Annotated in this window: 12 protein-coding genes; 9 read left to right on the top strand and 3 right to left on the bottom strand. The window is 73.7% G+C overall.

All coding sequences use genetic code 11. From position 1 onward, the window contains the following. Positions 1 to 83: 83 nt before the first annotated feature. Both AC4BGE_RS01710 and AC4BGE_RS01705 read right to left on the bottom strand, forming a co-directional pair. Complete coding sequence (locus tag AC4BGE_RS01710; protein WP_490569807.1) at positions 84 to 926, bottom strand: ABC-2 transporter permease; 843 nt, start codon at positions 924 to 926, stop codon at positions 84 to 86. Continuing rightward, positions 923 to 1,843 carry an ABC transporter ATP-binding protein gene (locus AC4BGE_RS01705; RefSeq protein WP_490574158.1) on the bottom strand — a complete coding sequence of 307 codons (921 nt, stop codon included), beginning with the start codon at positions 1,841 to 1,843 and terminating at the stop codon, positions 923 to 925. Before AC4BGE_RS01705 ends, AC4BGE_RS01710 begins: the two co-directional genes overlap by 4 nt. Before the next feature lie 281 nt (positions 1,844 to 2,124). On the opposite strand from AC4BGE_RS01705, the gene serA reads away from it, so the two are divergent. Together serA and AC4BGE_RS01695 are read left to right on the top strand one after the other, a co-directional pair. Beyond that, positions 2,125 to 3,714: a phosphoglycerate dehydrogenase gene (gene serA, locus AC4BGE_RS01700; protein WP_490569809.1), complete on the top strand. Its 1,590-nt coding sequence runs from the start codon at positions 2,125 to 2,127 to the stop codon at positions 3,712 to 3,714. A 69-nt stretch (positions 3,715 to 3,783) separates the two neighbouring features. Further along, on the top strand, positions 3,784 to 5,397 hold the full coding sequence (locus AC4BGE_RS01695) for a hypothetical protein (protein WP_490574157.1): 1,614 nt from the start codon (positions 3,784 to 3,786) through the stop codon (positions 5,395 to 5,397). Between the two features lie 25 nt (positions 5,398 to 5,422). On the opposite strand, the gene AC4BGE_RS01690 is transcribed toward AC4BGE_RS01695, so the two are convergent. Then, positions 5,423 to 5,989 (bottom strand): O-methyltransferase, encoded by a 567-nt coding sequence (locus tag AC4BGE_RS01690; RefSeq protein ID WP_490574156.1) that lies wholly within the window; start codon positions 5,987 to 5,989, stop codon positions 5,423 to 5,425. Positions 5,990 to 6,362: 373 nt separating this feature from the next. Between AC4BGE_RS01690 and AC4BGE_RS01685 the strand changes: the two genes are divergently transcribed. The 7 genes from AC4BGE_RS01685 (at position 6,363) to AC4BGE_RS01655 (ending at position 15,644) form a co-directional block, all read left to right on the top strand. Next, positions 6,363 to 6,491, top strand: coding sequence for a hypothetical protein (locus AC4BGE_RS01685; protein WP_490569812.1), 129 nt, complete (start codon positions 6,363 to 6,365; stop codon positions 6,489 to 6,491). Between the two features lie 9 nt (positions 6,492 to 6,500). After that, positions 6,501 to 7,559 (top strand): 3-isopropylmalate dehydrogenase, encoded by a 1,059-nt coding sequence (locus tag AC4BGE_RS01680; RefSeq protein ID WP_490569813.1) that lies wholly within the window; start codon positions 6,501 to 6,503, stop codon positions 7,557 to 7,559. 97 nt (positions 7,560 to 7,656) lie between these two features. Continuing rightward, a complete protein-coding gene (locus AC4BGE_RS01675; protein ID WP_490569814.1) occupies positions 7,657 to 8,730 on the top strand; it encodes a branched-chain amino acid aminotransferase in 1,074 nt (357 codons plus the stop codon). Positions 8,731 to 8,788: 58 nt separating this feature from the next. Beyond that, entirely contained in the window at positions 8,789 to 10,468 is a 1,680-nt protein-coding gene (locus AC4BGE_RS01670; RefSeq protein ID WP_490574155.1) for a serine/threonine-protein kinase, read from the top strand. A gap of 142 nt (positions 10,469 to 10,610) precedes the next feature. Beyond that, entirely contained in the window at positions 10,611 to 12,206 is a 1,596-nt protein-coding gene (gene cimA / locus AC4BGE_RS01665) for a citramalate synthase (protein WP_490574154.1), read from the top strand. A 62-nt stretch (positions 12,207 to 12,268) separates the two neighbouring features. Beyond that, positions 12,269 to 14,269, top strand: coding sequence for a vWA domain-containing protein (locus AC4BGE_RS01660; protein WP_490574153.1), 2,001 nt, complete (start codon positions 12,269 to 12,271; stop codon positions 14,267 to 14,269). Continuing rightward, positions 14,262 to 15,644, top strand: coding sequence for an amidase (locus AC4BGE_RS01655; RefSeq protein WP_490574152.1), 1,383 nt, complete (start codon positions 14,262 to 14,264; stop codon positions 15,642 to 15,644). The genes AC4BGE_RS01660 and AC4BGE_RS01655 overlap by 8 nt, the downstream gene beginning before the upstream one ends. Positions 15,645 to 15,673: the final 29 nt, after the last annotated feature.

Raw genomic sequence — 15,673 nt, 5'->3', positions numbered from 1 at the left:
AGCACGGGCTCAGGGCCCGACCCGCCGGCACACCGGCGGGTCGGGCCCTGCTGCTGCCCGGGTGACCCCGGGCTCACGCCGAGCTACTTGACCTCGGCCCGGTGCACCCGCCACAGCCCGAAGGTCAGCGGGATCGCCAGCCACAGCACGGCGGCGGTGCCGAGCTGGGCCCACTGCTCGCCGGTCGGTGCCCCGTCGTAGAGCGCCATGCTCGCGTAGTAGAGGTCGACCCAGGGCTGCACGTCGGCGAACCACTCCTGGACCGTGCCGAGTGCGAAGAGCACGTTGGGGAGCGCAAGGGACCACACGAAGTACCCCACCAGGGCCGCCGCGGAGCTGCGGAGCACCACCCCGAGGGTGAACCCCATGAACAGGCCGATCACGTTGGCCAGGATGATCTGGAGCAGCTCGGTGACGCCCACGTCCCAGGTGGTCGGGGCCCCCGAGATCGCGGTGCCGACGACGTTGCCGATCGCCCCGACGCCGAGCGCCACCAGCATGGAGGCCACGCCCACGCCGACGGCCACGACGGCCTTGGCGAGCAGCACCCGGCCTCTGCGGGGGACCAGGGTGAACGTCGTCAGCGCGCTGCGCTGCGACCACTCCCCGGTCACCGCGAGGATCGCCATCACCGGCAGCATCACCGTCATCGGCATGCCGATGGCCGAGCCGTAGCTCTCGAAGGTCTGCGCCTCCTCCGGTGCGAAGAGGATCACCGCCCCGGTGGCCACCAGTGCCAGCAGGCCGGTGGCGGAGAGCAGCCAGAACCCGGAGCGGGTGTCGAACATCTTGGTCAGCTCCACCCAGAGGATCCTGGACATCGGGATCGAGGGGTGGGGCGAGCCGATCGCCGCGGTGGCGGCGGTGGCTCCGGCCCCGGGGCCCGCCTGGAGCGGGTGGGTCGAGTGGTCGGTCAGGGCGCTCATGCTGCTGCTCCTGTGGTGGGGGCGACGATCTGGTCGCGTTGGGTCTGGGCGGTGAGCTGGAGGAACATCTCCTCCAGCCCGTGGCTGTCGGCGGTGCGCAGCTCCAGCAGGGGGACCCCGGCGGCCAGTGCGACCTCGCCGACGGCCTCCGCGCTCGCCTCGGTGTGCACGCTGCCGTCGGGGTGGGTCGTGGCAGGCTGCCCGGCGCCGGTGAGGGCGGCGAGCAGCGCGGCTCCGTCCCGCGCCCGCACCACGGTGCCGGCGGACTCCAGCAGCTCGGCCTTGGTGCCCTGGGCCACGATCCGCCCGTTCCCGATGACCACCAGGTCGTCGGCGACGACCTCGATCTCGTGGAGCAGGTGGGAGGAGAGGAGCACGGTGCCGCCGTCGTCGGCGTAGTCGCGCAGCAGGTCGCGCATCCAGCGGATGCCGGCCGGGTCCAGCCCGTTGGCCGGCTCGTCGAGGATCAGCACGCCGGGGGAGCCGATCAGGGCCAGGCCGATGCCCAGCCGCTGGCGCATGCCGAGCGAGTAGTGACGCACGCGGCGCTCGGCCTCGGTGGGGGTCAGTCCCACCACCTCGAGCATCTCCTCCACCCGGGTCCGGGGAAGTCCCATGGTCCGCTGCGCGATGGCGAGGATCTCGCGACCGGTCCGCCCGGCGTGCTGCGCCGAGGCGTCGAGCAGCACGCCCACCTCGCGGCCGGGGTTGGGCAGGTCGACGAAGCGGCGGCCGTTGACCAGGGCGGTTCCGCGGGTGGGCGGCGTGAGCCCGGTCATCATCCGCATCGCGGTGGACTTGCCGGCTCCGTTGGGCCCGAGGAAGCCGGTGACGCGCCCGGGGGCGGCCCTGAACGTGACGTCGTCGACGGCCAGGTGGGGGCCGTACCTCTTGGTGAGGGAATCGAGGGTGATCATGGCTCCCAGCCTCCGGCCGGCGCCGCCCCGGGCGCATCGGTGAGACCCCTGAGAGGCCCCGGGGGCGCCCCCGACGAGGACACCACCCGGGCGCGTGCTGCGGATCGGGGAGGACGTCGGTGACGACCACGAGGGAACGAGATCCGCGGACACCGGCCGGGCGGCGCGGTCGGGTCCCGGACGCCGGGACCGGGGCGAGGGCTGGGCTAGGCTGCCGGAGGCACAGCGTCGTGCACCCGCGGCCCCGAGTCGCCCCCGAATCCTCCCCGCAAGGACCCGCTGTGACCCACCGCCCTGTCGTCCTGATCGCCGAGCCGCTCAGTCCGGCCACCGTCGCCGAGCTCGGGCAGGACTTCGAGATCCGCACCTGCGACGGCGCGGACCGGGAGCGGCTGCTGGCCGAGGTCAGGGTGGCCGAGGCGCTGCTGGTCCGGTCGGAGACGCGCGTCGACGCCGAGCTGCTGGGGCTCGCTCCCCGGCTCAGGGTGGTGGCGCGCGCCGGTGTCGGCCTCGACAACATCGACGTGCGCGCGGCCACCCAGCACGGCGTGATGGTGGTCAACGCGCCGTCGTCCAACCTGGTCAGCGCGGCGGAGCTCACGGTCGGCCTGATGCTGGCCGCGGCGCGGCACCTGAGCCCGGCCCACGCGGCGTTGCGACGTGGCGAGTGGCAGCGCGGCCGGTTCACCGGCACCGAGCTGTTCGAGAAGACGCTCGGCATCGTGGGCCTGGGTCGCGTCGGGGTGCTGGTCGCGCAGCGGCTGAGCGCCTTCGGGATGCGCGTCATCGCCTACGACCCCTACGTGCAGGCCGGCCGGGCCGCCCAGATGGGCGTGCGGCTCGTCGACCTGGAGACCCTGCTGGCCGAGTCCGACTTCATGTCGGTGCACCTGCCCAGGACGCCGGAGACCACGGGGCTGATCGGGGCGGCCGAGCTGGCCCAGGTGAAGCCGACGCTGGTGCTGGTCAACGCGGCTCGTGGCGGCATCGTCGACGAGGCGGCGCTGCACGACGCGCTCAAGACCGGCCGGGTCGCCTCCGCCGGTCTCGACGTCTTCGCCGAGGAGCCGTGCCCGGACTCCCCGCTGCTGGCACTGGACAACGTGGTCGCCACCCCGCACCTGGGCGCCGCCACGGCCGAGGCCCAGGAGAAGGCCGGGATCTCGGTCGCCCGGTCGGTGCGGCTCGCCCTGGCCGGTGAGCTGGTCCCCGACGCGGTCAACGTCCAGGGCGGGGTGATCGCCGAGGACGTACGGCCCGGCATTCCCCTGGCCGAGAAGCTGGGACGGGTCTTCACCGCCCTGGCCGGAGAGGTGGCCCAGGCCATCGACGTGGAGGTGCGCGGCGAGATCACCGAGTTCGACGTCCGGGTGCTCGAGCTGGCCGCACTCAAGGGCGCCTTCTCCGACATCGTCGAGGAGCAGGTCTCCTACGTGAACGCGCCGCTGCTGGCCGCGGAGCGGGGCACCGCCGTGCGCCTGGTGGCGGAGCCCGAGAGCCCCGACCACCGGAGCCTGATCACCGTGCGGGGGACCCTCTCCGACGGCTCGCAGGTCTCCGTGGCCGGCACCCTGGTAGGGCTCGCGCAGCGGGAGCGCCTGGTCGAGGTCAACGGCTTCCAGGTCGATCTCGAGCCCACCGAGCACCTCGCGTTCTTCGTCTACGAGGACCGGCCGGGGATGGTCGGGACGGTCGGCGGGATCCTCGGGGATGCCCGAGTCAACATCGCCGGCATGCAGGTGGCCCGGGAGGACAAGGGTGGCCGCGCACTGGTGGCGCTCTCGGTGGACTCCGCCATCCCGGCCGACGTGCTCAGCGAGATCAAGGCCGCGATCGACGCCCACGCCGTGCACGCCGTGGACCTGGCCTGAGGGCGGCGCCTGCGGTTAGGGTGCCGGGCACGAGCCTCTGGGGGGACAATGATGCTGCTCCGTCGTGCCATGACCACCGTGCCCGTCGTCCTGCTGCTGGTGGCGGGGGGAGGAGCCGCCGTCGCCACCGGCGACCCGCTGCCCGGCACGATCGCGCCGGACGAGCTGCGGGCGGCGGACGGGGCGCGGACCTCTGCGCAGGCCGACGGGTGGAGCGACGGCGTGGTGCGTCGCCACGTGGTGCTCGACGACGTGGAGTCGACCTCGACCAACCCCCAGCACCAGCTCACGGGGGTCGAGGTGACCGTCGACCTGGAGGCACAGGTCCTCACGACGACCGCGTCGTTCGCCCAGCCGCCCGCCGACGCGGAGGCGGCCCTCGGCGTGGTGCTGGGCACCTGGAGCGGCACCTCGTGCGTGGCGGCGTTCACCGCGGTCGCGGCGACGGTCGCGGCCGAGGCCCAGGGGCGGTGGGCCGACGGGACTGCCGTGCCGGTGACCCGGACGGCCGGCGGAGCGTCGGTGACCCTCACGAGCGGGGCCGATCCCCGTCTGCGGGAGACCGAGCTCGACTGTGCCTACGCCGCCGTCCTGCCCCCCGCCGGCGGCGACTGGCTGAGCAGGGCGTACGCCGAGGAGCTCGCCGAGACGCACCGGCCCGTGCTCGAGGTCGAACCCGGCGAGCTGATGGTGGGTGCCCGGGCCGGACGGTGGGCGTCGTTGCGCGTCACCGTGCGCAACACCGGCAGGGGGGACGCCGGGCCCGTGCGGCTCACCGCCACCGGCGCCGGGGTGCAGCTGCGCCAGGCAGAGGTCGACCTGGGCGCGCTCGCCGGCAACTCGACGGAGCACGCCGAGCTGAAGGTCCGTCTCGCACCGCCGAAGAAGAAGGCGACGAAGGGCAAGAAGGGCAAGGGCAAGTCGGGCAAGCCCGTCCCGGACCCGCGCCCCCTGCCCGTCACGCTGACCGCCACCGCGGCCGGCGCCGAGCCGGCCACCGCCCGGACCCAGGTGGCGATCACGCCGAAGCCGACCGTGCCCAAGAAGCTGGCGGGCAGCTACTGGTGGGGCTGGGAGGAGACGACCACCTTGGACTCGGCCGGATGGGTCAGTCACGCGGTCTGGTTCGTGGACTCGAAGTGGGCCTACACCGGCTGGTCCGAGGGCCGGAAGCCGAGGTGCTCGGCCAAGGTCAAGGAGTGCCAGCGCTACACCTGGAACAGGCGCAAGGGCACGGTGCGGATCGGGAAGAAGAAGGCGAAGGTGACCTCCGAGGGCTTCACCTACGCCCACCCCGGGGTCGGGGAGAAGATCGACTTCCACCCCCTGACGCTCGCCGCCAAGGGATCGAAGATCCAGACGGACCTCATCCACCAGAACTGGGCCGGCAACTGCCTGCTGATGTGCAACAGCTGGACCGAGCACCTCTCGCTCGCCACGGACGGCCGGTTCGTCCGCAGCGAGGTCACGATCGGGAGCTGGCCGGGGCTGGGCAGCGTGTGGAGCATCCTGCCGCCCGACCAGCGCGGCACCTACCGGGTCGTCTCGAAGGGCATCGTGGAGCTGACCTTCGACGACGGCACCCGGAAGCGGCACGTCCTGGGGATCCAGCACGACCCCAGCGGAAAGCCGAACCCGGTCGTGGCCGGGCTGCTGCTCGACGACGTGAACTACTACCACTGAGGCGGTGCGGTGACGCACCGCTGGGTCAGCGGCGGGTGGCGATCAGCGCCGAGGCGTCGGGCGCGATCATCACCTCGACGGCGGTGAAGCGCTCGTCGGTGAGCCACTCCTCGCGCAACGTGTCGACCCGGCCCATGTAGATCGGCGGCCAGGACTCGCACGGGGTGAAGTCGTCCAGCACGACCAGGCCCCCGGGCTCGACCAGGTCGGCGACGGCGTCCACCCGCACGCTGTCGGGGTCGCCGGAGTCGAGGAAGAGCAGCGAGAAGGGCCCCTTGCTGCTCAGGGTCGACCAGTCGGCCTGGAAGACCTCCACGGAGGGGTCGTCGGTGAAGATCGTGGCGGCCGCGGCGGCCAGCGAAGGGTTCAGCTCCGCGGTCAGGATGCGTGCATCGGTGCGCACGCCCGAGCGCAGCCAGGCGGTGCCCACGCCGCACCCAGTGCCGAACTCGGCCATCACCCCGCCGCGCGTGGCGGCGAGGGTGGCGAGCAGGCGTCCGGTCTCGTTGCGGCAGAACGAGACGTATCCCGCCTTGCGGGAGACGTCGAAGGCACGCGCGACGATCTCGGGGAGTTCGGGGGGAGCACTCATGGCTCGAGTCTCTCATCCTGGGAAAGCCGTCTCGCACTTTGGACGATTATCGCCGCCTGCTTCCGGGCCGCGGGTGGCGCGTCGTATCCTCGCACCACCATGCGGAGCGTCTTCGTACTCATCGACTGCCGCGGCGAGGCCTGACAGAGGGCCACCTCGCCGCGGTGTTCGGCGTTGACGTGGCCCTCGACCAGCAGCCCCACCTGTGTCGCGGCGCTCCGCCTCTCCGGCCGACGTGATCCGCTCCCGGCGATGCCGACGGCCCCTCCTCCCACGTGATCCGTGGTCGAGCTCGGGACCCGTCCGCCGCGGCCCAGGGGTGCTGCCCCCCTCAGCACCACTCCTGACCGTCCCGATCACCGAGGAGCACGCCATGTACGACATGTACCCGTCCGACTGGGGCCCGGCCCGTCACGACCCCGACAGCCCACAGAGTCACCAGGCCCTGCAGACCGCGCTTGACCTGCGAGACGACGGCGGCCAGCGGCCGGACGACAACTAACCTCACGCCATGACCCAGACCCCTTCAGACACACCGGTCACCCTCGCCGTCATCCCCGGCGACGGCATCGGTCCGGAGGTCACCGCCGAGGCGCTCAAGGTGCTCGACGCGGTCGCCCCAGGCATGTTCTCCACCACCCGCTACGACCTCGGCGCGGAGCGTTACCTCGCGACCGGCGAGGTGCTCCCCGACTCGGTCCTGGCCGAGATCCGCGACCAGGACGCGATCCTGCTGGGGGCGGTCGGCGGCAAGCCCAACGACCCCGGCCTGCCGCCCGGGCTGCTGGAGCGCGGCCTGCTGCTGCGGCTGCGCTTCGAGCTCGACCACTACGTCAACCTGCGCCCGTCCCGGATCTTCCCGGGCGTCTCCTCGCCCCTGGCCGCGCCCGGCGAGGTCGACTTCGTGGTCGTGCGCGAGGGCACCGAGGGGCCCTACACGGGCAACGGCGGCGCGCTGCGCGTGGGCACCCCCGCCGAGGTGGCCACCGAGGTCAGCGTCAACACCGCCTTCGGCGTGGAGCGGGTGCTGCGCGACGCGTTCGCGCGCGCGCAGAAGCGGCCCCGCCGCAAGATCACCCTGGTCCACAAGACCAACGTCCTGGTCCACGCGGGCTCGGTCTGGTGGCGCCTCTTCGAGGAGGTGGGCGCTGAGTTCCCCGACGTGACCCGCGACTACATGCACATCGACGCGGCGACCATCTTCATGACCACCGACCCGTCGCGCTTCGACGTGATCGTCACCGACAACCTCTTCGGCGACATCATCACCGACCTCGCCGCCGCCATCACCGGGGGCATCGGCCTCGCGGCCTCCGGCAACGTGAACCCCGACCGGACCGCGCCCTCGATGTTCGAGCCCGTCCACGGCTCCGCCCCCGACATCGCCGGCCAGCAGAAGGCCGACCCGACCGCGGCCATCCTGTCCGCGGCCCTCCTCCTGGATCACCTCGGTCGCTCCGACGCCGCGGCGCGGGTGGAGCAGGCCGTGCTGGAGGATCTCGCGGGCCGGTCCGGCGGGCAGGTACGCCGCACGTCGGAGGTCGGCGACGCCATCGCCGCCCGACTCTGACGTGGCCTTCGCGCACCCCGCCCCGGGAACCCCGGGGCGCCACCGCACGGACCCCTCGCTCGGCCGGGGGGCCGGCCCGAGCAGTTAGCCTGACGCCATGGAGATCAGCACCACACTGTCGACCAACCCCGTCGAGGACCAGCGCCTCGCGGAGGTGCTCGCCGACCCCGGCTTCGGCCAGCACTTCACCGACCACATGCTCACGGTCGAGTGGACCCCCCAGCGGGGCTGGCACGACGCGCGGATCACGCCCTACGGTCCACTGTCCCTCGACCCCGCCACCGCGGTCCTGCACTACGCGCAGGAGACCTTCGAGGGGATGAAGGCCTACCGCCACGACGACGGCAGCATCTGGACCTTCCGGCCCGAGGAGAACGCGAAGCGGATGCTGCGCTCCTCCCAGCGGCTGGCCCTGCCCGAGCTGCCGCCCGAGGAGTTCGTGCAGGCCGTCGACGCCCTGGTCGCCACCGACCAGCGTTGGGTGCCGGACAGCGGGGGCGAGAAGAGCCTCTACCTGCGGCCCTTCATGTTCGGCTCCGAGAAGTTCCTCGGGGTCCGTCCCTCCCAGCACGTCACCTTCATGGTGATCGCCAGCCCGGCGGGCTCGTACTTCCCGGGCGGGGTGAAGCCGGTCAGCCTCTGGCTCACCGAGGAGTACACCCGCGCGGCCAAGGGGGGCATGGGTGCGGCCAAGACCGGCGGCAACTACGCCTCGTCGCTGGTCGCCCAGCAGGAGGCCAGCCGCCACGGCTGCGACCAGGTGGTCTTCCTCGACGCCGAGGAGCACCGCTACGTCGAGGAGCTCGGCGGGATGAACATGTACTTCGTCCACGCCGACGGCCGCATCGTCACCCCGGAGACCGGGACCATCCTCGAGGGGATCACCCGCGCCTCGGTGATCGAGCTCGCCGGCAAGCTGGGCCACCAGGTGGAGGAGCGGAGGTTCGCGATCGACGAGTGGCGCGAGGGGGTGGCCTCGGGCGACATCGTCGAGGTCTTCGCCTGCGGCACGGCCGCCGTGATCACGCCGGTCGGTGAGCTGCGCTCGGCGCAGGGCACCGTGCCGGCGCCGCGGAGCACCGAGCTGACGATGCGGATCCGCCAGGCGCTCGTCGACATCCAGTGCGGGCGGGCCGAGGACACCTTCGGCTGGATGCACCGGGTCTGCTGACCCGCGACCGGGGCGGCTCCTCCCGGGATCCCGCCCCGGGTCTGGGTACCCTCGACGGGTGACCGCCTCCCGACACGAGCCCCTGGGCCCGCGTGTCGGGGGCTACCAGCTCTTCACCCGGCTGGGGGAGGGCGGCATGGGCGTCGTGCACCTGGCCGCCCGGCCCGGCGGACCGCGGGTGGCGTTGAAGGTGCTGCGGCCCGACGTGGTCGGCGACGACGAGGCGCGCGCCCGGCTGGAGCGGGAGGTGAGCACGCTCTCCCGGATCCGCAGCCCCCGGGTGGCCGAGATCCTGGACGCCGACCCGTGGGGCGAGGTGCCCTACGTGGTCACCCGCTACGTGCCCGGCCTCTCGCTCCAGGAGCACGTGCGCCAGGAGGGTCCCGTCTGGGGCGAGGACCTGGTCCACCTGGCCCGAACCCTGGCCGAGGCGCTGGAGGCGGTGCACCGGGTCGGTGTCCTGCACCGCGACGTCAAGCCGTCCAACGTGCTGATGGAGGGGCGCAACCCCGTCCTGATCGACTTCGGACTGGCCCGCCTCGCCGACGACCCCCGGCTGACCCGGGTGGGCTGGCTGCTCGGCACGCCCGGCTACCTGGCGCCGGAGATCCTCCTCGGGCGCGACGCCGTCCCGGCCTCCGACGTGCACTCCTGGGGTGCGACCGTGGCCTATGCCGCGACCGGCCGTCGCCCGTTCGGCTCCGGCCCGGACGTCGCCGTGATGGACCGGGTGCGCCGCGGTGAGCACGACCTGCGCGGGCTCTCCGGGCCGGTGCGCGAGGTGGTGCTCGCGGCGCTCGACCCGGAGCCGGCCGCCCGGCCCACCGTGCGCGAGCTGCGGGAGTGGCTGCGCCGCGGTGAGGCCCCGAGGCCGGCACCCGCCCGCCGGTTCCCCCCGCGGGACCAGCAGGACCCACCCACCGTGCCCCTCCCGCTGCCCGGCTCAACCCGGCGGCTGCCGCCCGAGCACGGCCGCTGGGAGGAGCACGGCAGCCGGCAGCCGGACGCCCACGCCTGGGACCAGCACGGCCGGGACGCCCACGCCTGGGACCCGCGCGACCGGGACGAGCAGGGCTCGGACCCCCGGGACGGGGACGAAGGGGCCTGGGACGCCTGGACCTGGGACGAGGAGGACCCCGCCGCGGCCGCGGACGGGGGCCGGCGGCTCCCGGAGCGCCTGCGCGGGGCGGTGCTGCTGCTCGGTCTCGCAGCGTCCGGGGCCGGCGCGCTGGCCTCGGCGCCCTACCTGGCCACCCCCGTGCTGGTGGGCGTGGTCTGGTTGCTGCGCACCGGCTCGCGGGCCGGATCGGCGGCCCGCGACCGGCGGCTGAGCCGCGGCAGCCGGTGGTACGACGGGGTGCTCACCACGCTGGCCAGCCCCTACCACCTCCTCGCCTCGTTGCCGGGGAGCCTGGTGCTCGCCGGATGGGCGCTGGGGATCGCGCTGGCGGTGGCCCTGCTCTGCTTCGCCGTCGCGGCGGGGGAGACGACCTCGCTGCTCCTGGTGGGTGCGGGCTTCGTGGTCGGCCTGTGGTGGGGGCCCGGCAGTGGTCGGGTCCGCCGACCGGTGCGTCGGGTGGTGCGCCCGCTCGCCGCCCGTCCGGTGGCCTGGCTGGTCGCCGCGGCGGTGGTGCTGGCCGTGGCCTCGGGCTTCGTCTCCCTCGCCCAGGCGGGGACGCGCTGGGACCCGGCCTCGGACGCCCCCTGGCGGGCGATCCCGTTCTCCGGACTGCTGTGACGCACGCGAGTGCTGCGTGGCACCATGTCGCCATGCACGAGCAGGGGATCATTCACTAGCGCGTCGGGAGATCTCGACGCGCCACCTTCCGCACCCGCGGGAGGTTTTTTTGTTCCCTCACCCCGACCCGAGAGATGCCGAGATGGACCTGCAGGGCTCGTTCCACGTCTACGACACCACGCTGCGCGACGGCGCCCAGCAGGAGGGGCTCAACCTCTCGGTCGCCGACAAGCTGAGCATCGCCCGCCAGCTCGACGACCTGGGCGTCGGCTTCATCGAGGGCGGCTGGCCGGGCGCCAACCCCAAGGACACCGAGTTCTTCCGCCGGGCGGCGGCCGAGCTGGACCTGCGCCACGCCAGGCTCACCGCCTTCGGCTCGACGCGCCGGGCGGGCGTGGCGGCCGCCGACGACCCGCAGGTCGCCGCCCTGCGCGAGTCCGGTGCCTCGGTCGTCACCCTGGTCGCCAAGTCGCACGACCGGCACGTCGAGTTGGCGCTGCGCACCACCCTGGCGGAGAACCTCGCGATGGTCCGCGACACCGTCGCCCACCTGCGCGCCGAGGGCCGCACCGTCTTCCTCGACGCCGAGCACTTCTTCGACGGCTACCGCGCCGACCGCGCCTACGCGCTGGAGGTGCTGCGCACCGCCTTCGAGGCGGGCGCCGAGGTGGCCGCGCTGTGCGACACCAACGGCGGGATGCTGCCCCCGTGGGTCGCCGACGTGGTCCACGACGTGCTCGAGACGACGGGGGGCCGGGTCGGCATCCACTGCCACAACGACACCGGCTGCGCGGTGGCCAACACGCTCGCCGCGGTCGAGGCCGGCGCGACGCACGTCCAGGGGACGCTCAACGGCTACGGCGAGCGGACGGGCAACGCCGACCTGATCTCGGTGGTCGCCAACCTCGAGCTCAAGCTGGACCGCCGGGTGCTCCCCGCGGGCCTGCTGCGCGAGGCGACCCGGATCGCCCACGCGGTGGCCGAGGTGACCAACTTCCCGCCCGCCAGCCGACAGCCCTACGTCGGCACGTCGGCCTTCGCCCACAAGGCAGGTCTCCACGCATCGGCGATCAAGGTCGACCCCGACCTCTACCAGCACCTCGACCCGCTGGCGGTCGGCAACGACATGCGCCTGCTGGTCTCCGACATGGCCGGCCGCGCCTCGATCCAGCTCAAGAGCCGCGAGCTGGGCTTCGACCTCGGCGACTCCGAGGGGGACCGCGCGGTGATCGCCCGGGTCACCGACCGGGTCAAGGAGATGGAGGGCCGGGGCTACACCTTCGAGGCCGCCGACGCCTCCTTCGAGCTGCTGCTGGTCGAGGAGGTGGAGGGCCGGCGGCCCTCCTACTTCGACGTCGAGTCGTGGCGGGTGATCACCGAGACGGCCTCCGCGGGCGAGGAGGCGGTCTCCGAGGCCACGGTCAAGCTGGTCTCCTCCGGGGTGCGCTACGTCGTGGCCGGGGAGGGGAACGGCCCGGTCAACGCCCTCGACGCCGCCCTGCGGCAGGCGATCTCCCAGGCCTACCCGGAGGTCGCGAAGTTCGAGCTCATCGACTACAAGGTGCGCATCCTCGACGCCGGCCACGGCACCGACGCGGTGACCCGGGTGCTGATCGAGACCTCGGACGGAGCCTCCTCGTGGGTGACCGTCGGGGTAGGCCACAACGTCGTCGAGGCCTCCTGGGAGGCGCTGGTCGACGGGCTCACCTACGGCCTGCGCCGCCACCACGTGGCGTGAGCCGGGCAAGGCGCGCAAAGCTGACAGGGTTGAGACGCCGCCGAGTGGGAAGCATGGGGCCCATGCGCCCTCGCCAGATGCTCCCGCGGCTGCTGCCGCTCCTCCTCGTCTCCGTGCTCGCCAGCCTGCTCGGCGTCGTCCTGCTAGGCCCGACGGCACCGGCCCGCGCCGGCGAGGAGCCCGAGTCGACCGAGTCGACCGCCTCGACCGAGGAGGGCCCGGGCTGGCTGGTGCTGGTGCTGGACTCCTCGGGGTCGATGGCGGGGCCTGCCGCGGGTGGCGGCACCAAGATCCAGGCGGCGAAGGACGCGCTGGGCCGCGTGGTCGAGGAGCTCCCCGACGACGCCGAGGTCGGGATCCGCGTCTTCGGCGCGAAGGTCTTCGACCGCAGCGAGCCGGGCGCCTGCACCGACACCCAGGCCGTCGTGCCCGTCGGTCCGCTGGACCGCCAGGCCCTGACCGACGCGGTGGCGGCCTACGAGCCCTACGGGGAGACGCCCATCGGCCACGCGCTGCGCGAGGCGGGCAAGGACCTCGCGTCGGGGGCGGAGGGGTCGCGCACCATCGTGCTGCTCTCCGACGGGGAGCCGACGTGCCAGCCGGACCCCTGCAAGGTCGCCGCCCAGCTCGCCGAGAGCGGGATCGACCTGACGATCAACGTGGTCGGTCTCGACGTCTCCGGCAAGGCCCGCGAGGCGCTGCGCTGCATCGCCCGCGCCGGCAACGGCGACTACTACGACGCGTCCTCCGCCGAGGACCTCGCCAGCAGCCTGGTCAAGGTCAGCGTGCGCGAGCTGCGCGGCTTCCAGCTGAACGGCGAGCGGATCGAGGGCGGGACCACGGCGGAGACCGCGCTGCCCCTCGAGCCCGGTGCCTACCTCGACACCTCCCTGCCCGACGAGGCCGCGCGCTACTACCTGGTGGACAACCCGGCAGGGGGCGGGGTCTCGGTCTCGGCGCTGGTGCGTCCGCCGAAGGGGGAGGAGAGCTGGCACACCGTGGTGCACGTCCAGCTCACCACCGTGGACGGCGAGGCCTGCTCGCGGGGCTTCGCCCAGTCGTTCCAGATCCTGGGGATGACCCCGCTGGTCTCGACGGCGGCGGCATTCAACCAGTTCGGCCCTCCCCGTTTCGCCGACGGCTGCGACAGCGACGACCAGCTGTTGGCCACCGTCGTCAGCGAGGCGGGGGTCTCCGACTATCGCCTCCAGGTCAGCAACCACCCGCCGATCGCCGACACCGGGACGCTGCCGGGGCACGTCGAGTCCGACGGGGACTGGGTCGGCAAGGTCGAGATCCCCACGTCGGGACCCGCGGAGCCGGTGATCGGCGGGGTCTCCTTCGACGACGCGCCGGAGCTGCAGCCCGGCACGACCTACACCGACACCGTGCGTCCCTCCGAGGTGCTGGTCTACAAGGTGCGCACCGGCTACGGCCAGGCGCTGCGGGTCAGCGCGCGCCTCGGCACCGACCCGAGGGCCGCGAGCCTGCTGGGCGCCCAGGGCCCGCACGTGGAGATGCTCTCCTACTCCGCCCTCGGCCAGGCGCAGAGCCGGGTCTGGGACTCCGACCGGGGCATCACCGCCCAAGGGTTCTACAACGGCGAGCAGCCGACTGTCGTCACCGCGGTCGTGCCGCCGGTGCGGGTGCGGAACGTGGAGTCGCCACACCCCAACGTGCGGACCGTGGTCCAGGACGGCTACCAGTACGTGGCACTGGGCCTGGGACGCGAGAGCTCCGAGGAGGCGAACGGGTTCGCCGCCCCCGTGCGCCTGCGTGCCGAGCTGGTGGGGGAGGTCGAGGGCGAGCCCCAGTTCGAGGGCGAGGTCGAGGGCCCGGCGGCCGAGGAGGGCGAGCCGACCGACGAGCCGACCGAGGAGACCGCGGGGGCGGACCCCGTGCGGGAGGACGACGCCGCGGCCGAGGACGGCGACTCCGGGACGGTGCTCTGGTGGGTCGTGGGGGCGGTGGCGCTGGTGGCTCTGGTGGGTCTCGCCTTCGTGCTGGGCCGCCGGGGACGCAGGACCCCGGGGACGGACACGTCGGGTCGGTCCGTTGGCTGAGCTCCACGAGCTGACCGCGCTGGCCCAGGGTGCCGCCGTCCGCCGCGGGGAGGTCTCTCCCCTCGAGCTGGTCGAGCACTACCTGGCCCGCACCGACGACGTCGGCGCGTTCGTCACCCTGGTCCCGGGGCTGGCCCGCGAGCGGGCCGCGGCGCTGCCGCGCGAGGGCGCCTCGCCCCTGCACGGCGTCCCCACCGCCATCAAGGACCTGCATCCGACCACGGGCGTGCGCACCACCTTCGGCTCCGCGGCGTACGCCGACCACGTGCCCGAGACCTCCGACTACCTGGTGGAGTCGGTCGAGGCCGCCGGGATGGTCTGGCTGGGCAAGACCAGCACCCCCGAGTTCGGGTCCCCTTGCTACACCGAGCCCGAGGGACTGCCGCCGGCCGTCACGCCGTGGGACCGCACCCGGATGGCGGGAGGGTCGTCGGGGGGAGCGGCGGCCGCGGTGGCTGCCGGCCTCGTCCCGGTGGCGCCCGGCTCGGACGGTGGAGGCTCCATCCGCATCCCCGCCTCGTGCTGCGGGCTCGTCGGGGTCAAGCCGTCCCGCGGACGGATCAGCGGCGGGCCGGGGTACGGCGACCCGGTGGGCCTGGCCACCGCCGGTCCGATCGCCCGTGACGTGCGGGACGCGGCGGCCCTGCTGGACGTCCTCGCCGGCCCGCGGACGGGCGACCCGTCCTGGGCGCCCGAGCCGTCCACCTCCTTCCTGGCGGCGTGCGACCGCGAGCCGGGCAGGCTGCGGGTGGCGAGGTTCGTGGCGCCCGTGCTCACCGAGACCGTCGTGGACCCGGAGTGCGTCACCGCCTGGGAGGACGCCTCCGCACTCCTGGAGTCGCTGGGCCACCAGGTGGAGGACATCGAGGTACCGCTGCCGCGCGAGGCGGTGCCGGTCTTCGAGACCTGCTGGTCGGTGCTGACCGCGCTCTCCCCGGCGCCGGGTCGCGAGCATCTGCTGCGTCCCCTGACCCGGTGGCTGTCGGCGCGTGGGCACGAGGTGAGCGGCCCGGAGTTCGGGCTGGCCATCGGCGAGCTGCGGCGGCTCGCCGCCGGCGCGCTCTCGGCGCTCGCCCCCTACGACCTGGTGCTGACCCCCACGCTGGCCGCGCCGCCCCTGCCGGTCGGCGCCCTGCGCGACGACGCAGACCCTGCCGCGGACTTCGAGAACCAGATGCGCTTCACCCCCTGGACCTCGGTCTGGAACGTCACCGGCATGCCCGCGGTCTCGTTACCCCTGCACTGGACCCCCGAGGGGCTCCCGGTGGGGGTGATGCTGGCCGCCCGCCCCGCCCAGGAGGAGCTGCTGCTCTCGGTCTCCGCGCAGATCGAGGCGGCCGCGCCGTGGGCGCACCGCCGGCCGCCCGGTTGGTGAGTGCCGCGCGGGCGTGTAAGCGGGCGCTC

The sequence above is a fragment of the Nocardioides sp. Z50_6 genome (genome assembly GCF_058215755.1).
This window is presented reverse-complemented; position numbering and strand designations above follow the sequence as displayed.